The sequence below is a fragment of the Hymenobacter antarcticus genome (genome assembly GCF_039539545.1).
Lineage (GTDB): Bacteria > Bacteroidota > Bacteroidia > Cytophagales > Hymenobacteraceae > Hymenobacter > Hymenobacter antarcticus.
This window is the reverse complement of the sequence record NZ_BAABDI010000033.1, coordinates 42,698-58,989: the sequence shown is the minus strand read 5'-3', so window position 1 is coordinate 58,989 and position 16,292 is coordinate 42,698. Positions and strand designations below refer to the sequence as shown.

Here is a 16,292-nt window from a genome sequence, read left to right as displayed (position 1 = left end):
TGCTGTAAAAGGGTCGTAGTTTTGGCGATGAGGCACTGCTTCACGGGGCGCGATGGACTTTGGAGTGTAGGAACTACAAAGGTCGGAACGCCCCGTTTTTATGCCCCAATTTTAGTAGGGTAGAGTGAACAAGAGTAAAAGTAACTGACTCAAAATCCGCTATTGCCGTTGGCGCACGGCTTCGAACGTGAGCACGGCAGTGGCCACGCTCACGTTGAGCGAGTCGATGCGGCCCATCATGGGGATGATGAGGGTTTCGTCGCAGGCTGCGCGCATTTGGGGGCTCAGGCCGTCGGCCTCGGTGCCCATGACCAGGGCGGTGGGGCCCCGGAAGTCGTATTCGGTGTAGGGTTTGGCCTCAGGGGCGAGGGCGGCGGCGTGGGTGCGAATGCCTTTTTCTTTCAGGAAAGCCAGGATATCGGCCACTGGCGCAGCTACCGTGGGCACCGTGAACACGCAGCCGATGCTGGCCCGAATGACGTTGGGGTTGAACAAATCGGTGCGCGGGTCGCCGATGAGCACGGCATCGACGGGGGCGGCATCGGCGGTGCGGAGGATGGCCCCGAGGTTGCCGGGCTTCTCCACGGCTTCGAGCACGATGATGAGCGGGTTTTCTGGCAGGCGCAAATCGGCGAGGGTGCGGGCGGGGGTGCGCAGCACGGCCAGCAAGCCGTCGGAGCCTTCGCGGTAGGCCACTTTTTCGAACACGGGGCGCGTGACTTCGAACCACTCGGGGGCATTGGGGCGGCCCGCGAAAAGGGCAGTCAGGTCGGCCAGGCCGGTTTCGCCGGCCAGCTCGGGGCAGGTGTAGATAGTGGCCACGGCCACGCCGGCTTCCACGGCAATGATGAGCTCGCGCAGGCCCTCGACCAGGGTGAGGCCTAGGGCGCGGCGCTCGGCGGATTTTTGCTGGAGGCGCAGCAGCTGCTTGATGCGCGGATTCTGGGGGCTGCTGAGGCGGTCGGAGGGGGTAAATGGCATGGCCGCGAAGATACGGGCGGCGAGGCAGGCCCCAACCCTGGCCCGGTTGTGGGCGTAGGGCGGGTCATTACCTTCGCGACCGATGACGTTAAAAACCGACACCAAAATTATTTTTGGCTTTGCCCTGGCCGTGGGCATCCTGCTGCTCACGGCGGCGGCCTCGTTCTGGAGCATCCGCGGCCTGAGTGTGCAAACCGCCAATGTGCAGCACACCTACCAGGTGCTGCAGGAAGTAGAATCGGTGACGGCCGTGCTGAAGGATGCCCAGGCCGGCACCCGCGGCTACCTGCTCACGGGCGATACCGTGTACCTGCGGCCCTACAGCATGGCCACTGGCCAGCTGCCGGCCAGCCTGGCCCGCCTCGAGGCCCTGACCAGCGATAACCCCAGCCAGAAGGCGCGGCTCGACTCGCTGCGCATGCTCGTAGAACAGGAATTTCGCATTCTGCGCCCGCTCACGGAAATTAAGAAGTCGATGAGCCAATCGGCCATGCAAACCCTGCTCGATACCGACCGCCAGACGTTGCGGCAGGTGCGCTTGCTCTATTCCCGTATCAAAAGCAGCGAAATGGCGCTGCTGGCCCAGCGCAGCGCCCTGCAGGACGTGTTCGAGAAGGCCACGCCCATCGTGGTGCTGGTATCGGCGGTGCTGGCCGTGCTGATTACGGTGTGGCTGGTTATGAAAATCATGCGGGAGCTGGAGGGCAACCGCCGCCTGCAGGACGAGCTGGCCGGTATAAATGCCGAAGTCAGCCGGCGCATTGCCCAGATTCGGACGCTGGCCGAGCAGGTCGTGCAGGGCGACTACACCGTGAAAATCACGGACGCGGAGGAGGACAACCTGGGCGGCCTGGCCATCTCGCTCAACCGCATGACCCAGACGCTGGACGCCAGCTTCAGCGCCCTCGAAAAGCGCAACAAGGAACTCGACCAATTCGCCTACGTGGCCTCGCACGACCTCAAGGCTCCCCTGCGCGGCGTCACGACCATCGTGAAGTGGATTGAGGACGAGCTGGCGGCCGAGCTCTCGCCCCAGATGCGTACCTACCTCGACCAGATGAAGGGCCGCCTGAGCCGCCTCGAAGACCTCATCAACGGCTTGCTGACCTATGCCCGGGTAGGCCGCACCGGCCAGTCGGCCGAAACCGTGGACGTGAACCAGCTGCTGGGCGAAGTGGCCGACCTGGTAGTGCCGCCCGATTTCACGCTGCGCGTTGGCCCGGCCATGCCCACCTTCGTTACCGACCGGCTGGGCCTGCAGCAGGTATTCACCAACCTGCTCAGCAATGCGGTGAAGTACCACCACCGCGGCGCGGGCCACCTGGAAATTAGCTGCGGCGAAGCAGGCAATTTCTATGAGTTTCGGGTGCAGGACGACGGCCCGGGCATTGCCCCCGAATACCACGAGAAGATTTTTCTGCTCTTCCAGACCCTACGCGACCGGCACACGGCCGAAAGCACGGGCATCGGCCTAAGCATCGTGCAAAAAATTATTAACGAGCACCACGGCACAATTTGTGTTGAGTCAGCCCAGGGCCAGGGCGCGGGGTTTATCTTTACCTGGCCGAAATAAACCCTGCCGCAGGCAACCAATCTGAGAGGGAAAGACTCTTCTTTCCGGACATTTTTTTTATTGGGTGCCCTCGCCGGCCCCGCTCCTATTCCCTTATTCCATGCGTTCTGTTTTACTAGTCGAAGACGATATTTTTGATACGATGACGGCGGAGAAATCCTTTGCCAAATTCAATATTCCCCACCAGCTGCACACGGCCTTCAATGGTGAAGAAGCCCTCGACCTGCTGCTGGGCCGCAACGGCACCGACCCGTTGCGCCCCCTGCCCGAGGTGATTCTGCTCGACCTGAACATGCCCCGCATGAACGGAATCGAATTCCTGACCGAGCTGCGCGGCAGCGCGGAATTTGCGGATATTCCGGTGTTCATCACCACCACTTCCGATATGGATGTGGACCGGCTGGCAACCGATACGCTGGGCGTGAGCGGCTACATTCTCAAGCCCCTGGATTTTGAAACCGGCGACCTTTCCGATAGCCTGAGCCTGCTCGAAAAACTACTGCGCTAACGGACGGCGGCGGCCAGGCAGGTAGCCAGGCTGCCGGGGGCCGGTTCACGCAAAGCTCACCTGGTGATGACGGAATTTACGCCCGCTGATTTTCGTTTCTTCGGCGCATCCGCCCGGCCCGTCTACGCACCCACATGGGCCAAGCGGGTGCATTTGCCGGAGCTTGGGTACCTTGCTCCACACAGGTCTTTCCTACGGTCGCTATCATGAAATATTCCGTTCTTCTTCCCACGTTCTTTGCCATATTCCTCGGCGGGCAAGCCGCGTGGGCCCAGGACGATGGCCCCCGCCAGCTGGGGGCCCCGCCCACCCTGCCCGCCCCGGCCCGCGCCCGCCCCGCGCCCGCCCCGCGCCAGCTGGATGCCGTGCCCGTAGCCCCGCCCGATACCACCCGCCGCGCCGCCGTGACCGCACCCCAACCGGGCCCCATGACGGGGCCAGCCCCGGTGTACGCGCCCACCCCGGCCGGCCAGCTGCCCGGCAATAATTCCCGCCCCACCCGCTTTCAGGTGGGCCTGAAAAATGGCTTGCTCTACAACGCGTCCGATGTGGAGGTGAAGATGCCGCTCTTTGGCCGCTCCTATCTATTGCTCGATGGGCAGCGCAAGTTCGAGATGGCCGAAGTGGGGTTCTACGAGGACGAATCGGGCCACTACGTGCGCACCACGCTGCCCGGCTCCAACCGGGAGAGCACGCTACGGCGCGATAAAACCGGCCGCATCAGCTTGTATTCCATCACTAGCTCGCAGTATGGCTCCATGCCGGGTGGCCTGGGCTACCCCGGCTATGGCTACGGGGGCTTCGGCGGGTTTGGGGGCATGGGCGGCTACCCCTATGGCGGCTACCGCACGGTTAAAACCGAATACTTTTCCAAGGACAATGGCCCCATTCAGAACCTCAGCACCCAAAACCTGCTGCTGGCCACCAGCGACAACGCCGGGGCCCAACAGCTGCTGGTAGAGTCGCGGCGCTACCAGCAGGCCATCGTGGCCAGCTACGTGGTGGGCGGCGGCCTGTTGGTGGCGGGCCTGCTGCAATCGTTGCGGCCCACCGAAAACGGGGCCCGGATTTCACCGCTTATGTACGCGGCCATTCCGGTATTTATCGTCCCCATTGTGCTGCAAGGTAAGCAGGGCAGCAACCAGCGCCAGGCCGTTTCGCTGTATAACTCGGCACGGTGATAAGGCTGCGTTTAATGAGGAATGAGGGATGAGGACCTATTGGCTCCAATTCCAATTCTTCATTATTAATTCTTAATTCTTAATTAAATACATTCCTGCAACCCCGGGCCGGGTGGTGCGCGTAGGCTGCGCATGAACTCACCCAGCGCTGCTCCTGCTCCAGCTATCGAATTTGCGGCCCGGCAGGCCAGGGCGCTGCTGGTCCACGCGCGGCTATGTGCCGAGTACGGAGCCCCGTTCCCCTTTTTCAGCACCAAAGACCCGCTGAGCGAGCTGGTAAGCGCCCTGCTTTCGCACCGCACCAAAAATGCTGAGTCGCACCGGGCCTACCAGGAACTGCGGGCCACGCTGCCCACCTGGGAGGCCGTGCGCGATGCGCCCACCGAGGCCGTGCAGTACGCCATCCGGGCCTGCACCTGGCCCGAGCAGAAAGCTCCGCGCATCCAGGCCGTGCTGCGCGAAATCAGTCAGCGCTGCGGCACCGATGCGCCGTGCGCCCTGGATTTTCTGGCGGAGATGCCCATTCCGGAAGCGCGGGCCTGGCTGGAAAGCATCAGCGGCGTGGGGCCCAAAACCAGCGCGGCGACGCTCCTGTTCAGCACCCTGCGCATTCCGGCCATGCCCGTCGATAGCCACCACCACCGCGTAGCCCAGCGCCTGGGCCTGATTGGGCCGAAGGTGGGCGAAGGGCCGGCGCACAAGCTGCTGGAGGCCCTGCTGCCGCCCGGCTGGGATGCTCAGCAAGTGTACGACCACCACGAAGCCTTCATGTTTCACGGCCAAAAGTGCTGCTACTTTAGCGCCCCCGCCTGCGCCCGCTGCGTGGTGCTGGACCAATGCCCGTTTGGGCAGGGTCGTATGCAGGCTTCCAAAGTCGCGTAGCTTATTATTTGGAGATTCAAAAATAAGCTACGCACAGGGTCTTCGCCTGCCATTAGCTACTGCATGATACTTCACCTGCGCGCCAGGCCCAATGCCCGCGCCAACCAGTTTCTGGTGGCTCCCGATGGTACCGTGACCGTACGCCTGAAAGCGCCGCCGCAGGAGGGCCAGGCCAACGCCGTGCTGCTGGCCTATCTGGCCGAAGTATTCGGCACCAGCAAAAGCCGCGTGGAGCTGGTGAGTGGCCACACGGCACCCTTCAAAAAAGTGGCTTTGCTGGATGTAAACGAAGCGCAGCTGGCAGCTGTGCTTGCCCGGCACCGGGCCGGGTAGCGCCCGGCTTGCAGGCCGTTGATTCAAACAGCATGAGGAATTTACTATATTTATAGCCGTAGCCGGGCGCACGTTCGCCCTTGGTTTAACTGCTGTAATTCATGCTTTTCTCCTTTCGCGATTTGCGCTACCTGCTGGCTTACACGCTGCCGCTCACGGCCGCGCTGGGCCTGTGGCTAGGCGGCCCCTGGACCTGGCTGACGTTGTTCTACGCCTTTGGCCTGGTGCCGCTGCTGGAATGGATGCGGCCTCCCCTGCCGGCGGTGCCGGGCCTAGCGGCGGCTACCGAAACCAAGCGCCACGCCTTCTTCGACGGCTTGCTCTACCTGAACGTGCCGCTGCAATACGGCCTGCTGGGGTATTTTCTATACGCGCTTGCCACCCGCGGCTTCTCGACTATGGAAACGGCCGGAGCGATTTTTAGCGTGGGAATTTGCTGCGGGGCGCTGGGCATTAATGTGGCACACGAGCTGGGCCACCGCGCCCGCGGCTGGGAGCAGCGCCTGGCGCAGGCGCTGCTGCTGAGCACCTGGTACGCCCATTTCTTTATTGAGCACAACCGGGGCCACCACCGCCACGTGGCCACGCCCTTCGACTCCGTCACGGCCCGCTTGCACGAAGGTTTCTGGCGCTTTCTGCCCCGCGCCGTGGTGGGCGAATACCGCTCGGCCTGGGTGCTGGAAGCCGAGCGGCTGCGGCGGCTAGACCAGCCGTGGTGGTCGGCCGACAACCAGATGCTGCAGTTTCAGGTGGTGCAGGGGCTGCTGGCGGGCGCGGTGGTGGCGGTAGTTGGGCTGCCGGGCCTGCTGGGCTGGCTGGGCGCGGCGGCAGTGGGCTGCGTGCTATTTCAGCTGGTGAACTACGTGGAGCACTACGGCCTGCTGCGCCGCCAAACGGCCCCCGGCACCTACGAGCGGGTGCAGCCGCACCATTCCTGGAACTCGGAACACGCGCTGGGCCGCATCCTGCTCTACGAGCTCACGCGCCATTCCGACCACCATTACCAGGCCGCCCGGCCTTACCAAACTCTCCGCTTCCAGCCCGCCAGCCCCCAAATGCCCACCGGCTACCCCGGCATGATGCTGCTGGCCACCGTGCCGCCGCTCTGGTTTCGGGTGATGAATAAGCGCGTACCGGCTTAGGCATTTAACAATTAGCAATTAACAGTTAACAGCTATTCATTTTGGCCAGATGGAACCGCCAGAACGGCTGTTAAATGTTAATTGATAATTGTTAAATGAAATCATTTCCGGCGCTTCCAGCGGTAGTAGCTGCGGTACCAGGGCGAGGTTTTTTTGAACAGGCTGCTGGTTGTTTCGTGCGGAAACATATTTATTCGGAATACCTGCATCCGGTCGTCTTCCAGGTGCATGCCGCCGGTATCGGTGGCTACGCCGAAGGCGAAACCGGCGGCCCGCACGGCCGTTTTCACCGGCTCGTTGCAATCGCCATATGGATAGGCAAAACTCACGATTGTCGTTCGCAGCGCGGCTTCCAGCTCGGCTTTGCTGCGCTGAATTTCGGCGGTGGCTTCGGGCAGTGGCAGGGTGGTGAGGCGCGGGTGGCTCATGGTGTGGGCCCCAATTTCCCAGCCAGCGGCTACGAAAGCGTGCTTTTGGGCGAGGTCCATTATTTCGGAACGGGACTCCGTCGGGTCGAAATCAGCGTCCCACTTGTTGTAGCGAATTTCAGCATCGCCGAGCAAATACAGTACGCCGCGGTAGCCGAACTGCTGCATTAGCGGGAGCAGATTGGTGTAATTATCGGTGTAGCCATCATCAAACGTGAGGATGATAGGGCGGCGCGGAAAATCCGCTAACGGCAGTTCGCCGTTGGCAAATTTCAGGTAATCGGCAAACGTAATGGGCGTTAGTTTCTGCTTGCGGAAATACGCCAGGTGCCGGGCAAATTTTTCTTTCGTGACGTAAATCTGGTGCTTGGTAGCCAGGGGCGCGTCGGGAATTTTGTGGTACATGAGCACCGGGATGAAGTTCGGCGCGGCCTTGCTCATACGGGCGGCCTGGTAGGTTTCCAGCACCCGCGCGGCCACCGTGGGCGAATTGTAGTGGCGCTGCACCTGCTGGCGCAGGGCGGCCGCAACGGGCCCGGGCTGTCGCAAAACTGCCCGGGCATCGGCCAGCACGGCCGCAAAGTCAACCGCTGAGGGAGCCAGCACGGCCGAGATATCGCCAAAATTGGAAGCCGCCACCGCTGCGAAAGTTGCTTCCGAAACCAGCCCGGCGTAGCTGGCTTCGCCCAGGGCCAGCACCGGCCGGCCGGCCCCCAGCGCCTCGATGGCTACGCGCCCCGCGCCGATAACCAGGCTGGTACGAGCCAGCCAGCCCGGCACGTCTTTGGTGAAACCTACTACTTCAATACGCTCGCCAAAATCGGCTTGCAGCTGCGCCAGGGCCGTTTTTCCGGCGGGGGGTAAGTGCTCCAGCTCGCCGCCGATGAGCGCCACCCGCAGCTGCGGAAACTCGCGCAGCAGCGGCGGAAATACCTGCTCCAGCAGCGCCGCCGCCCGTTCGCCCTTGCCCCCGTTGAAGCGCCCGATAAACGCTATTCTTAATGGAGAATTATTAGCAGTTAATTCCTCCTTAATTCTTAATTCCTCATTGACACCAAAGGTTACGCCATTGGGGATTTCCACAATTTTGGCAGCGGACATCTTAATCTCCGTAATTAAATGCTCCCGCAGGTTGCCACAAATGGCAATGATTTTATCCCCGTAAATATCAACCAGGGAGTTAGCCGTGTGCAGGTGCTGCCGGCCGTGCACGGTGCTCACCAGCGGCACGGGCAAGCCCCGCAGCGCGAAGTGGCTCACCCAGCTGGCCGCCCGCGAATGCGCGTGTATGACATCTATCTGCTCACGCCTGACCAGCCGACGAATAAGCCGAATGTTCTGAATACGCTGCCCGTAGCCCCGGTCGCTGATGGCGGCTTTTAGCTGCGTGGCCCCCGTGAGTAGCTGATTTGAATCAGAAATCATCCAAACGGTGTGGCCCTGGGCACGGTGCGCCTCGGCCAGCTGCACGGCGTAGGCCACGGAGCCCGCAAAGAATTCAGCCGATAAAACGTGGAGGATGCGCATACGGCAAAGGTATTGCCGGGACGAAGGTTGCGCGGGAAAGAACGTGATGGAAGAACGTGATGGAAGAACGTCATGCTTCATCTTGCGTCCGCGTAGCCGAAGCATCTCGCGTGTGGCAGTAATTCTTTTGTTTAACGATGGAATTACTACTGCGGTAGAGATGCTTCGGCAAGCTCAGCATGACGTTCTTTTAAAACGACGTGTTATTTCCAGGCCCGCCCAGCCACGTTGTCCATGTACTTCTGGCCGTTGCCGGTATTCAGGAGCAGAATCTGCTCATCGGGGTGCAGCCAGCCGGTGGCCAGGAGCTGGCGGGCGGCCGTCCATACCGCGCCGCCTTCGGGAGCCACGAACAGGCCTTCCTGATGGCCGAGGTCGCGCATACCGTCCAGCATGCCTTCTTCGCTCACGCTCACCACCGTGCCATGGGACTCGCGCAGCACGCGCAGCATCAGGTCCTCACCCAGCGGGTGCGGTACGGCCAGGCCGTTGGCCAGGGTGGCGCGGCCCTGGTAGGCGTGGCAGTTGGGCTGGTGGCCCAGGTAGGTTTCGAGGAGCGGACAGCAGTTTTCGGCCTGCACGGCCACCATGCGCGGCAATTTCACGTCGGGGGCGAGCCAGCCCAAGGCTTTCATTTCCTGAAACGCTTTCCAGATGCCGATGAGGCCCGTGCCACCGCCGGCGGGGTAGAACAGCACGTCGGGCAGCTGCCAGTTCAGCTGTTCGGCAATTTCGTAGCCCATGGTTTTCTTGCCTTCGAGGCGGTAGGGCTCCTTCAGGGTCGAAATATCGAGCAGGGCCCCGTCGGCATTGCGCTGGCGCACGCGGGCCCCGCAGTCGCTGATGAGGCCGTCGACGAGCTCGACTTCGGCCCCGTACCACTGGCATTCTTCCTGAAAAGCCTGCGGCGTGTGGCGGGGCATCACCACCACGGCCCGCAGGCCGGCGCGGGCGCAATAGGCCGCCAGGGCCACGCCCGCGTTGCCGGCCGTGGGAATGATGCAGCCATCGACACCCAGCTCCTTGGCTTTGGAAACCGCCATGCTAAGGCCGCGCGCTTTGAATGAGCCGGTGGGATTTTGGCCTTCGTCCTTCAGCAGAAGGGAGGACAGCTCGTGGCGCGCGGCCAGGCGCGGCAAGCGCAGCAGCGGGGTCAGGCCTTCGCCCAAGGTTACTTTATTATCGTGGTTCAGCAGGGGCAGCAGCGCGCCGTAGCGCCACATCGACGTATCATTCTGGTCGATGACGGCCCGGCTGAGCGGCTCGCGCAAGTCGTAATCAGCCACCAGCGGCAGGCTGCAGCAGGCCGAAACGCGCTGCAAGGGGTAGGCAGAGTATTCGGTGCCGCAAGCCGAGCAGTGGAGCGCGGTGAGGCGGGAAAGGGAATCGGAGGCGACCATTTTCATGGGGCAAAGTACGGAAGGTACCAACCCAGGGTATGCCCATTTGGGATGGGGATTCGGAATAGCCTATGCCTTATTGGAATAGTAGCGCCGGGTAAACTGCAGGAAATCCTTGTAGGGCGCATTGTTCTCGGTGCCCTTGCGCTGGATGAAGTTGAACTCGCGCCGGAGCGGGAAATTGTTGATTCTTACTTCGACCAACTCGCCCGAAGCCAGCTCTTTCACCACCGCCTGCCGGGGCAGAAAAGCCAGGCAGGTATCCACGCGCACGAAGTTTTTGAGGGCTTCAGTGCCGCCCAGGCGCACGCGCACGCGCAGGGCCGCCAGCTTGATGCGGTGCCGGGCCAAGGCTTCTTCGAGCACGGCCAGCGTGCCGGAGCCGTCTTCGCGCAGGGCCAGCGGCGTGGCAAGCAAATCATGCACTTCGAGGGTGCGGTGTTCGAGCGGATTGCGAGCGGCGCACACGGCCACCACATCGTCGGTAAGCAGCGGCGTGTAGGTTACGTTGCTCACTTTGTGAATGCCTTCGATGATGCCCAGCTCGATTTCGTGGTCGAGCAACGCGCGCAGGATATTGTCGGAATTGCGGTTTTTGAGGCTGAGCTGGCGGTTGGGGTGCAGGCGCAGGTAGGCCGATACCACCGGCGGCAGCACGTAGAGCGAAATAGTGGTGCTGGCCCCGATGAAGAGGTGCTGCGAGGGCGCGAAGTCCGGACTCAGCGCACTTATTTCCTGATGCAGCTCCTGTTGCAGCTGCTTGGCCTGCAGTAGCTTCTGGTAGAGCCTGATGCCCGCCAGCGTGAGCTGAATGCTACTCCCGAGGCGCTCGAACAAGCCGGTTTTGTAGTGCTCTTCCAGCGCTTTCACCTGCTTGCTCACCGCCGACTGGCTGATGAACAGCGCCTGGCTGGCCTTGGTGAAGCTCAGGCGCTGGGCCACTTCCAGAAAGACTTCGTGCGGATGAGAAAGCATGCGTAAAGATGCACCCGGCCAGCCGCCGGCCCGCTACGGCGCCGGCGCGCGGCCCTTGGCAACCAGCACTTTTTCGGCGGGCGCAAAGCCGGGACTACGCACCGGCCGCCGAGCCGGCACCTCCACCGGCGCGGGACCGAATAGCTGCCGGCGCAGCTCCTCATCGCGCTTATACACATCGGGATAGAAGCGCAGCTGGCCCGCCACTACCGCGCAGGTAGCATAGCGCACGTGCAGCCGCATGGGGCGGCTAAGGGTGAAACGGCGCGGCTGCGGGGCCTTTTCACGTCCGGCCAGGGCGTGGTTCTGGGCCTGCGCGCTATCGGGCCCCAGCAGGTAAGCCACTAGGCGCATGGGGTGCTCCAGGCGCATGCAGCCGTGGCCCAGCGCCCGGTAGGGCCGCTTGAAATCCTGCATTTCGTAGGTGGCGTGCAGGTACACCTCGTAGGGATTGACGAAGCGAAAAATCACGGAGCCCAGGGCATTGCCAACCCCGGGATTCTGGCGAATGGTGTAGGCAAACCGGTCGGGCCGCACCTCCCACCAGTCCACGTCGTGGGCATCCACGAGCTGGCCTTTGGCGTCATAGATAGCGTAATTATGCCGGGCGGCATAGCGGGGGCTGTATCGCAGCCGGGGCAACAGCTCCTTCGTGGCAATGCTGTAGGGCACCCGCCATTCGGGACTGAGGGTGAACACCTTGAGCTGGCTGCTGAGCGTGGGCGTGGGGCTTTCGGGCTTGCCGATAACGAGGCGGTGGGTTTGCCGCACCTGGCCGCCGCGCACTACCTCCAGGGCGTAGGCGGGCAGGTTTACCAGCACGTAATCGGAGTCGGCCGCCGGAATGGCCTGCCAGCGCCAGCGCTCCAGCGTGAGGGCCAGCTGCTGGGCCCGGCGGCGGCGGGCCAGCGAATCGGGCCCGGCGGGGTGCTGCCGCCAGCGGGCCAGCGCCACCTGCAGCAGCTGGTACTCCCGCTGCGGCGGTTGGCAGCGCAGCAGCGCCGGGGCAAAATCGGGCGCGGCCAGCGCCCGAGCCAGCCAAGCGGTGGGCTCAAACAGCGAATCGGCACTTTCCAGGGGCGAGGGGCTGCATTCGCGCAGCTGGCCCCGGCGCAGGTGCCGCGCAAATTGCAGCAGGCCATCGGTGAGCAGGCCCTCGAAACGAGCCTGCCGCACCTGATGGCGGGCGGTAGTATCGGGCTCCTCCAGCAGCGTGGCCAGGGCCTGCAGGGCGGGCGCGTGGTAGTTGGCGGGTTGCAAGCCGTAGTCTTCGGCGGCCAGCAGCAGGGCCAGGGCGGTGCGGCCCGTGGCGCTGGGCAGCGGCCCGGCACTCCAGGCCGCCGCGTAGGTGCGGCTGGTGTAAAAGGCCCGGGTGGCGCGCACGTCGTACCAGCGCAGCAGGCGGTGGGTGGGCGTAGCCACGGTATCAGTGAGCAGTGCCAGCAGGTGGGCCGGCAATATCTCCGGCGCGGCTGCACTGGCCGAAACCGGCGGGGGCACGCCATTCCCCAGCTCCTGACCGGCGACGGCCAGCGGCAGCACGATAGCCAACAGCAAACCCCCAATCAGTTGCATAAGAAAACCAGGTGAGAATGGGTCGTATCATCAAATCGTCCATCGGGGCCCGGTATCGGCGGGGCTATACATTAGACTTGTTCCTAAATACAGAAAAGGGCAAATTCAGCGGTCATGCTTCGGCTGCGCTCAGCATGACGTTCTTTTTTCATTATTACTTATTCGGGAACAAGTCTATTATGTGGCTTTGCTTTCTGGCGGCAAACCCGGCTTGCGTTACTTTTTATATCTAATATATAAAATGTTATCTCATTACTACTATTACGCAGCGAAAATCGCCCCCCCCCCACCGGCAACAGGATTTACATTATTAAACCTATATTTACCTGGTGAAATTTTCATACCCGTTGGTGGCAATTGTGCTCGCGCTGGCCGGGCTGGCGGGCTGCGCCCACCGCCCGGCGGCAACGTACCTGCCCGCCGCCCCGGCCGCCGCAGTTGTGGCTCCGCAGCTGCTGTTTCTCAGCTGCCGAATGACGGCTGAAACGACGGGCTCGCGGCTGCAGGTGCTTCGGGCCGAGGTGGTGGCCGGCACCCTGAAAATGCCGGATTCCGAAGCCGATGCGCCCGATTTTGTGCGCGTGACGCAGCTCGACGGCCAGGGCCAGCACTTGGCGCAGGCGCGGGTATCACATCCGCTGCGGCGGCGCGTGGAGCACGTCGCGGCCGACCAGCGTACTTTCCAGCGCAGCGAGGTGGTGCTGCCAACCGCTGAGTTTTTTGTACGAATGGCCTTGCAGCCGACCGCGGCCAGTATCCGCGTGGAGGAAGTGGCCGATGGCCGCACCACTTTACTTTCCGAATTGCCCGTACCGCCGAAATCCTAACCGCTTTCCCTATGAAAACAATAATTACGCTCTGGTTATCAACGGCGCTATTGTGCCTGTGCGGGGCGCTGGCACTGCCTGCCGCCGCCCAAACCTTTCCCGTGGATACGCTGGTGAAAACCGGCCCGCTGGCCCGGCGCATCAACCTGGTTTTTGTGCCCGACGGCTACCAGGCCAGCGAGATGCCGCTGTTTCGCAGCCGCGTAACCCAGGTGCTGAACAGCCTGTTTGCCCAGACACCGTTTCTGGAGTATCGGTCTTACTTCAACGCTTTCGCCATTGAGGTGCCCTCGACGCAAAGCGGCTCGACGCACCCGCGCACGGCCCCGGACTGCGGCACCGTGCAGCCCTTCGCGGCGACCACCTACTTCAATAGCACGTTTGACTTTGGCGGCATTCACCGGCTGCTGGTGCCACGGGGAAACGCAGCCCTGGGCGCGGTGCTGACGCGCAATTTCCCGAGCTACGACCAGGTTTTTATCCTCGTTAACTCTACGGAATACGGCGGTTCGGGTGGGCAGTTTGCCACGGCTTCGGCCAACGCCAGCGCCACCGAAATCATGGTGCACGAAATTGGCCACTCGTTCGCCGGGTTGTCGGATGAGTACTGGGCCGGTGCGCAATACGCCCGCGAAACCACCAACATGACCCAAACCACCGCTCCCGCCACCGTGCGCTGGGCTCCGTGGGTGGGCACCAGCGGCATCGGCATCTTCCCGCACACCACCGACCCCAGCTGGCAAAAGCCGCACCCACGCTGCAAGATGCAGTTTCTGGGAGACCCGTTCTGCGCCGTGTGCCGGGAGGCTTTCGTGGAGAAATTCCACACGCTGGTGCGGCCCCTGCAGGCTTACGCACCCACCGGCCTGGCCATCAACGGCCCTACGCAGGACCTGCCATTCGCCCTCACGCTGCTGCCGCCCGCCCCCAACACCGTGCGCGTGACCTGGACCCGCAATGGTACCGTGTTTGCCCGCAATACCGCCACTGCCACGGTGCCGCTGGCCCAGCTGCCGGTGGGCACGCACGTGGTGCGCGCCGTGGTCACCGACACCACCGCCCTCACGCGCCGCGCCTCCCACGCCACTCTGCACAGCTACACCGTGGACTGGACCATTACCCGCACCGCTACCGGCGTGAGCATGGCCTCGAGCACGGCCGAATACGAGGTCGAAACCTTCCCCAACCCCTTTGGCGACGTGCTGAACCTGAACTACACGCTGCCCCGGCCCGCGCCGGTAGTCCTGACCGTGACGGACGCGGCCGGCCGCACCGTGAAAACCATTCGGTATGCGCGCCAGCTGCCGGGCCGCTACCAGTATCAGCTGCGGCCCGAGGAGCTGGGCCTGCGGGCAGCCGGCGCGTACACGCTGCTGCTTGATGTGGACGGCATTATTACGAGCCGGCAGCTGGTGAAAGAATAAGGGGCCGGAACTCGGCTGGTGCTTTCGCCCGGCCCGGCTGATTACCTGGTGTTACACACTCTCCTTGTTAAAGCGCCTCGGAGGATGTAGCGCGGACTTTGTAGTCCGTGAGTCTGCGCCGCTACAACCACTACACGGCGCAGACTCGCGGACTACAAAGTCCGCGCTACATCCCGATGCGTAAGCAGTTATCACCCCTCGACTTCGGCCAGGTCCACCGGGACGCGGCTGCTCACGGCTTCGGAGCGCGGAATCTCTACCGTGAACGTGCTGCCTTCGTTTTCTACGCTGTTAACCAGAATGGTACCGTAGTGCCATTCCACAATGGTTTTGCACAGCACCAGGCCCAGGCCAGTGGTAACCTCGCCGCGCAGCCCCGGCCGCCGGGCCTTGGTGAACCGCTCGAACAGGTACGGCTGCATGGCCAGCGGAATGCCCACGCCGTCGTCGACCACGTGAATGCGCACGCAGCCCGGACCCGGCTCGATGTGCACGGCTACGTTGCCTTCGTCGGGCGTGAATTTAAGGGCATTACTGACCAGGTTGATAAGGACTTGGGTGAACTTGTTGACGTCGAGGTTGGCGTATATCGGCTCGGCGGGCAGCGAGTAGGTGAAGTTGTGGCCCAATAGCTGCTGCCCGACCTGGAGCTGGTCGAGCGGCACGCGCAGTATGGCCCCTACATCGACCCGGTTCATTTTGAGGTCGGAGTTGGCCGACGTGAGGAATTCGAGGTTAATCAACTCGCGAATCATCTTCACGCTGTCGCGGCTGGTGGTTTCGAGTACGGCTAGCAGCTCGGGGATGCGACTTTCGGCCGGGGCTACCACCTCTTCGTGCAGGAATTCGGCAATTTGCTGCACCATGATGAAGGAGCCGCTGAGGTCGTGCGAGAGGATTTCGAGCGTGGCGTTTTTGCGGCTGTTGAACAGGTCGGCGTTTTCCTGGTACCGCTTCATCACGCTGACATCGCGCAGGGTACCGCCCAGCAACACGCGGCCATCGGCGTCCTCTTGGTAGTACGGGGAAAGGCAAAACCATTGGTTGGGCTGGCCAGGGTGTTGCAGGCGCACTTCCACTTCGTTGGTCATCAGGCCCTGCACCCACTTCTCCCAATAGTGGGCGATGTACGCCAGGTCGTCGGGATGTAGCCGCTGGAGCAGGGCGGGTAGCTCCTCATTCACCTGGCTCCGGGTACCGTGCAGCACCCGCTCGTAAGCGGCGTTCACGAACACCACGCGGCGGGCCGCGAGGTCGTAAACGAACTGGACGTGGGGGTCGGCTGTCGCCTGGTTCAGGAAGAAATCGGCAAAATCATTCATTGAAAATAATTGATTTACAGAGCGGTGCTAACAGTACAATCGTTGGCCTACCTCATACGGCCCCAGCGAAATTGTGGGCATTTGGCTCCGGCCCTATCCATCAAATCAGGACCAGGGCCCGGTAATCAGGACCTATCTAAACAGGCCAAAAAGAAGAACGGTCATGCAGAGCGCAGCGAAGCATCTTTACCGCGCAACTAATTCTATTCCCGGG

At 62.5% G+C, this 16,292-nt stretch carries 14 protein-coding genes; 8 read left to right on the top strand and 6 right to left on the bottom strand.

Annotation, left to right across the window (positions count from 1 at the left end):
• Nucleotides 1–159: 159 nt before the first annotated feature.
• Nucleotides 160–1,083 carry a TrmH family RNA methyltransferase gene (locus ABD819_RS18365; RefSeq protein ID WP_345126626.1) on the bottom strand — a complete coding sequence of 308 codons (924 nt, stop codon included), beginning with the start codon at nucleotides 1,081–1,083 and terminating at the stop codon, nucleotides 160–162.
• Between ABD819_RS18365 and ABD819_RS18360 the strand changes: the two genes are divergently transcribed.
• The 6 genes from ABD819_RS18360 (at nucleotide 1,064) to ABD819_RS18335 (ending at nucleotide 6,600) form a co-directional block, all read left to right on the top strand.
• A complete protein-coding gene (locus ABD819_RS18360; protein ID WP_345126624.1) occupies nucleotides 1,064–2,554 on the top strand; it encodes a sensor histidine kinase in 1,491 nt (496 codons plus the stop codon). The two genes, ABD819_RS18365 and ABD819_RS18360, sit on opposite strands and share 20 nt — an antisense overlap.
• 100 nt (nucleotides 2,555–2,654) lie before the next feature.
• Nucleotides 2,655–3,062, top strand: a complete 408-nt coding sequence (locus ABD819_RS18355; RefSeq protein ID WP_345126623.1) for a response regulator — start codon at nucleotides 2,655–2,657, stop codon at nucleotides 3,060–3,062.
• A gap of 206 nt (nucleotides 3,063–3,268) precedes the next feature.
• Nucleotides 3,269–4,243, top strand: coding sequence for a hypothetical protein (locus ABD819_RS18350; RefSeq protein ID WP_345126622.1), 975 nt, complete (start codon nucleotides 3,269–3,271; stop codon nucleotides 4,241–4,243).
• Nucleotides 4,244–4,375: 132 nt separating this feature from the next.
• Nucleotides 4,376–5,125 (top strand): endonuclease III domain-containing protein, encoded by a 750-nt coding sequence (locus ABD819_RS18345; protein ID WP_345126620.1) that lies wholly within the window; start codon nucleotides 4,376–4,378, stop codon nucleotides 5,123–5,125.
• 63 nt (nucleotides 5,126–5,188) lie between these two features.
• On the top strand, nucleotides 5,189–5,458 hold the full coding sequence (locus ABD819_RS18340; RefSeq protein WP_345126618.1) for a DUF167 domain-containing protein: 270 nt from the start codon (nucleotides 5,189–5,191) through the stop codon (nucleotides 5,456–5,458).
• A gap of 101 nt (nucleotides 5,459–5,559) precedes the next feature.
• Entirely contained in the window at nucleotides 5,560–6,600 is a 1,041-nt protein-coding gene (locus tag ABD819_RS18335) for an alkane 1-monooxygenase (RefSeq protein WP_345126617.1), read from the top strand.
• A gap of 101 nt (nucleotides 6,601–6,701) precedes the next feature.
• Here ABD819_RS18335 and ABD819_RS18330 read toward each other — a convergent pair whose 3' ends face one another.
• The 4 genes from ABD819_RS18330 to ABD819_RS18315 all read right to left on the bottom strand — a co-directional run bounded on the left by ABD819_RS18330 (nucleotide 6,702) and on the right by ABD819_RS18315 (nucleotide 12,505).
• Nucleotides 6,702–8,555, bottom strand: a complete 1,854-nt coding sequence (locus ABD819_RS18330) for a polysaccharide deacetylase family protein (RefSeq protein WP_345126615.1) — start codon at nucleotides 8,553–8,555, stop codon at nucleotides 6,702–6,704.
• 203 nt (nucleotides 8,556–8,758) lie between these two features.
• Entirely contained in the window at nucleotides 8,759–9,961 is a 1,203-nt protein-coding gene (locus ABD819_RS18325; RefSeq protein WP_345126613.1) for a threonine synthase, read from the bottom strand.
• Between the two features lie 63 nt (nucleotides 9,962–10,024).
• Complete coding sequence (locus ABD819_RS18320; RefSeq protein ID WP_345126611.1) at nucleotides 10,025–10,930, bottom strand: LysR family transcriptional regulator; 906 nt, start codon at nucleotides 10,928–10,930, stop codon at nucleotides 10,025–10,027.
• Between the two features lie 33 nt (nucleotides 10,931–10,963).
• Nucleotides 10,964–12,505, bottom strand: a complete 1,542-nt coding sequence (locus tag ABD819_RS18315) for a L,D-transpeptidase scaffold domain-containing protein (protein ID WP_345126609.1) — start codon at nucleotides 12,503–12,505, stop codon at nucleotides 10,964–10,966.
• A 329-nt stretch (nucleotides 12,506–12,834) separates the two neighbouring features.
• Here ABD819_RS18315 and ABD819_RS18310 point away from each other — a divergent pair, with 329 nt between their 5' ends.
• Entirely contained in the window at nucleotides 12,835–13,332 is a 498-nt protein-coding gene (locus ABD819_RS18310) for a hypothetical protein (protein WP_345126607.1), read from the top strand.
• Between the two features lie 11 nt (nucleotides 13,333–13,343).
• A complete protein-coding gene (locus tag ABD819_RS18305; protein ID WP_345126605.1) occupies nucleotides 13,344–14,756 on the top strand; it encodes a M64 family metallopeptidase in 1,413 nt (470 codons plus the stop codon).
• A gap of 191 nt (nucleotides 14,757–14,947) precedes the next feature.
• Here ABD819_RS18305 and ABD819_RS18300 read toward each other — a convergent pair whose 3' ends face one another.
• Nucleotides 14,948–16,078: a PAS domain-containing sensor histidine kinase gene (locus ABD819_RS18300; RefSeq protein WP_345126604.1), complete on the bottom strand. Its 1,131-nt coding sequence runs from the start codon at nucleotides 16,076–16,078 to the stop codon at nucleotides 14,948–14,950.
• Nucleotides 16,079–16,292 lie beyond the last annotated feature (214 nt).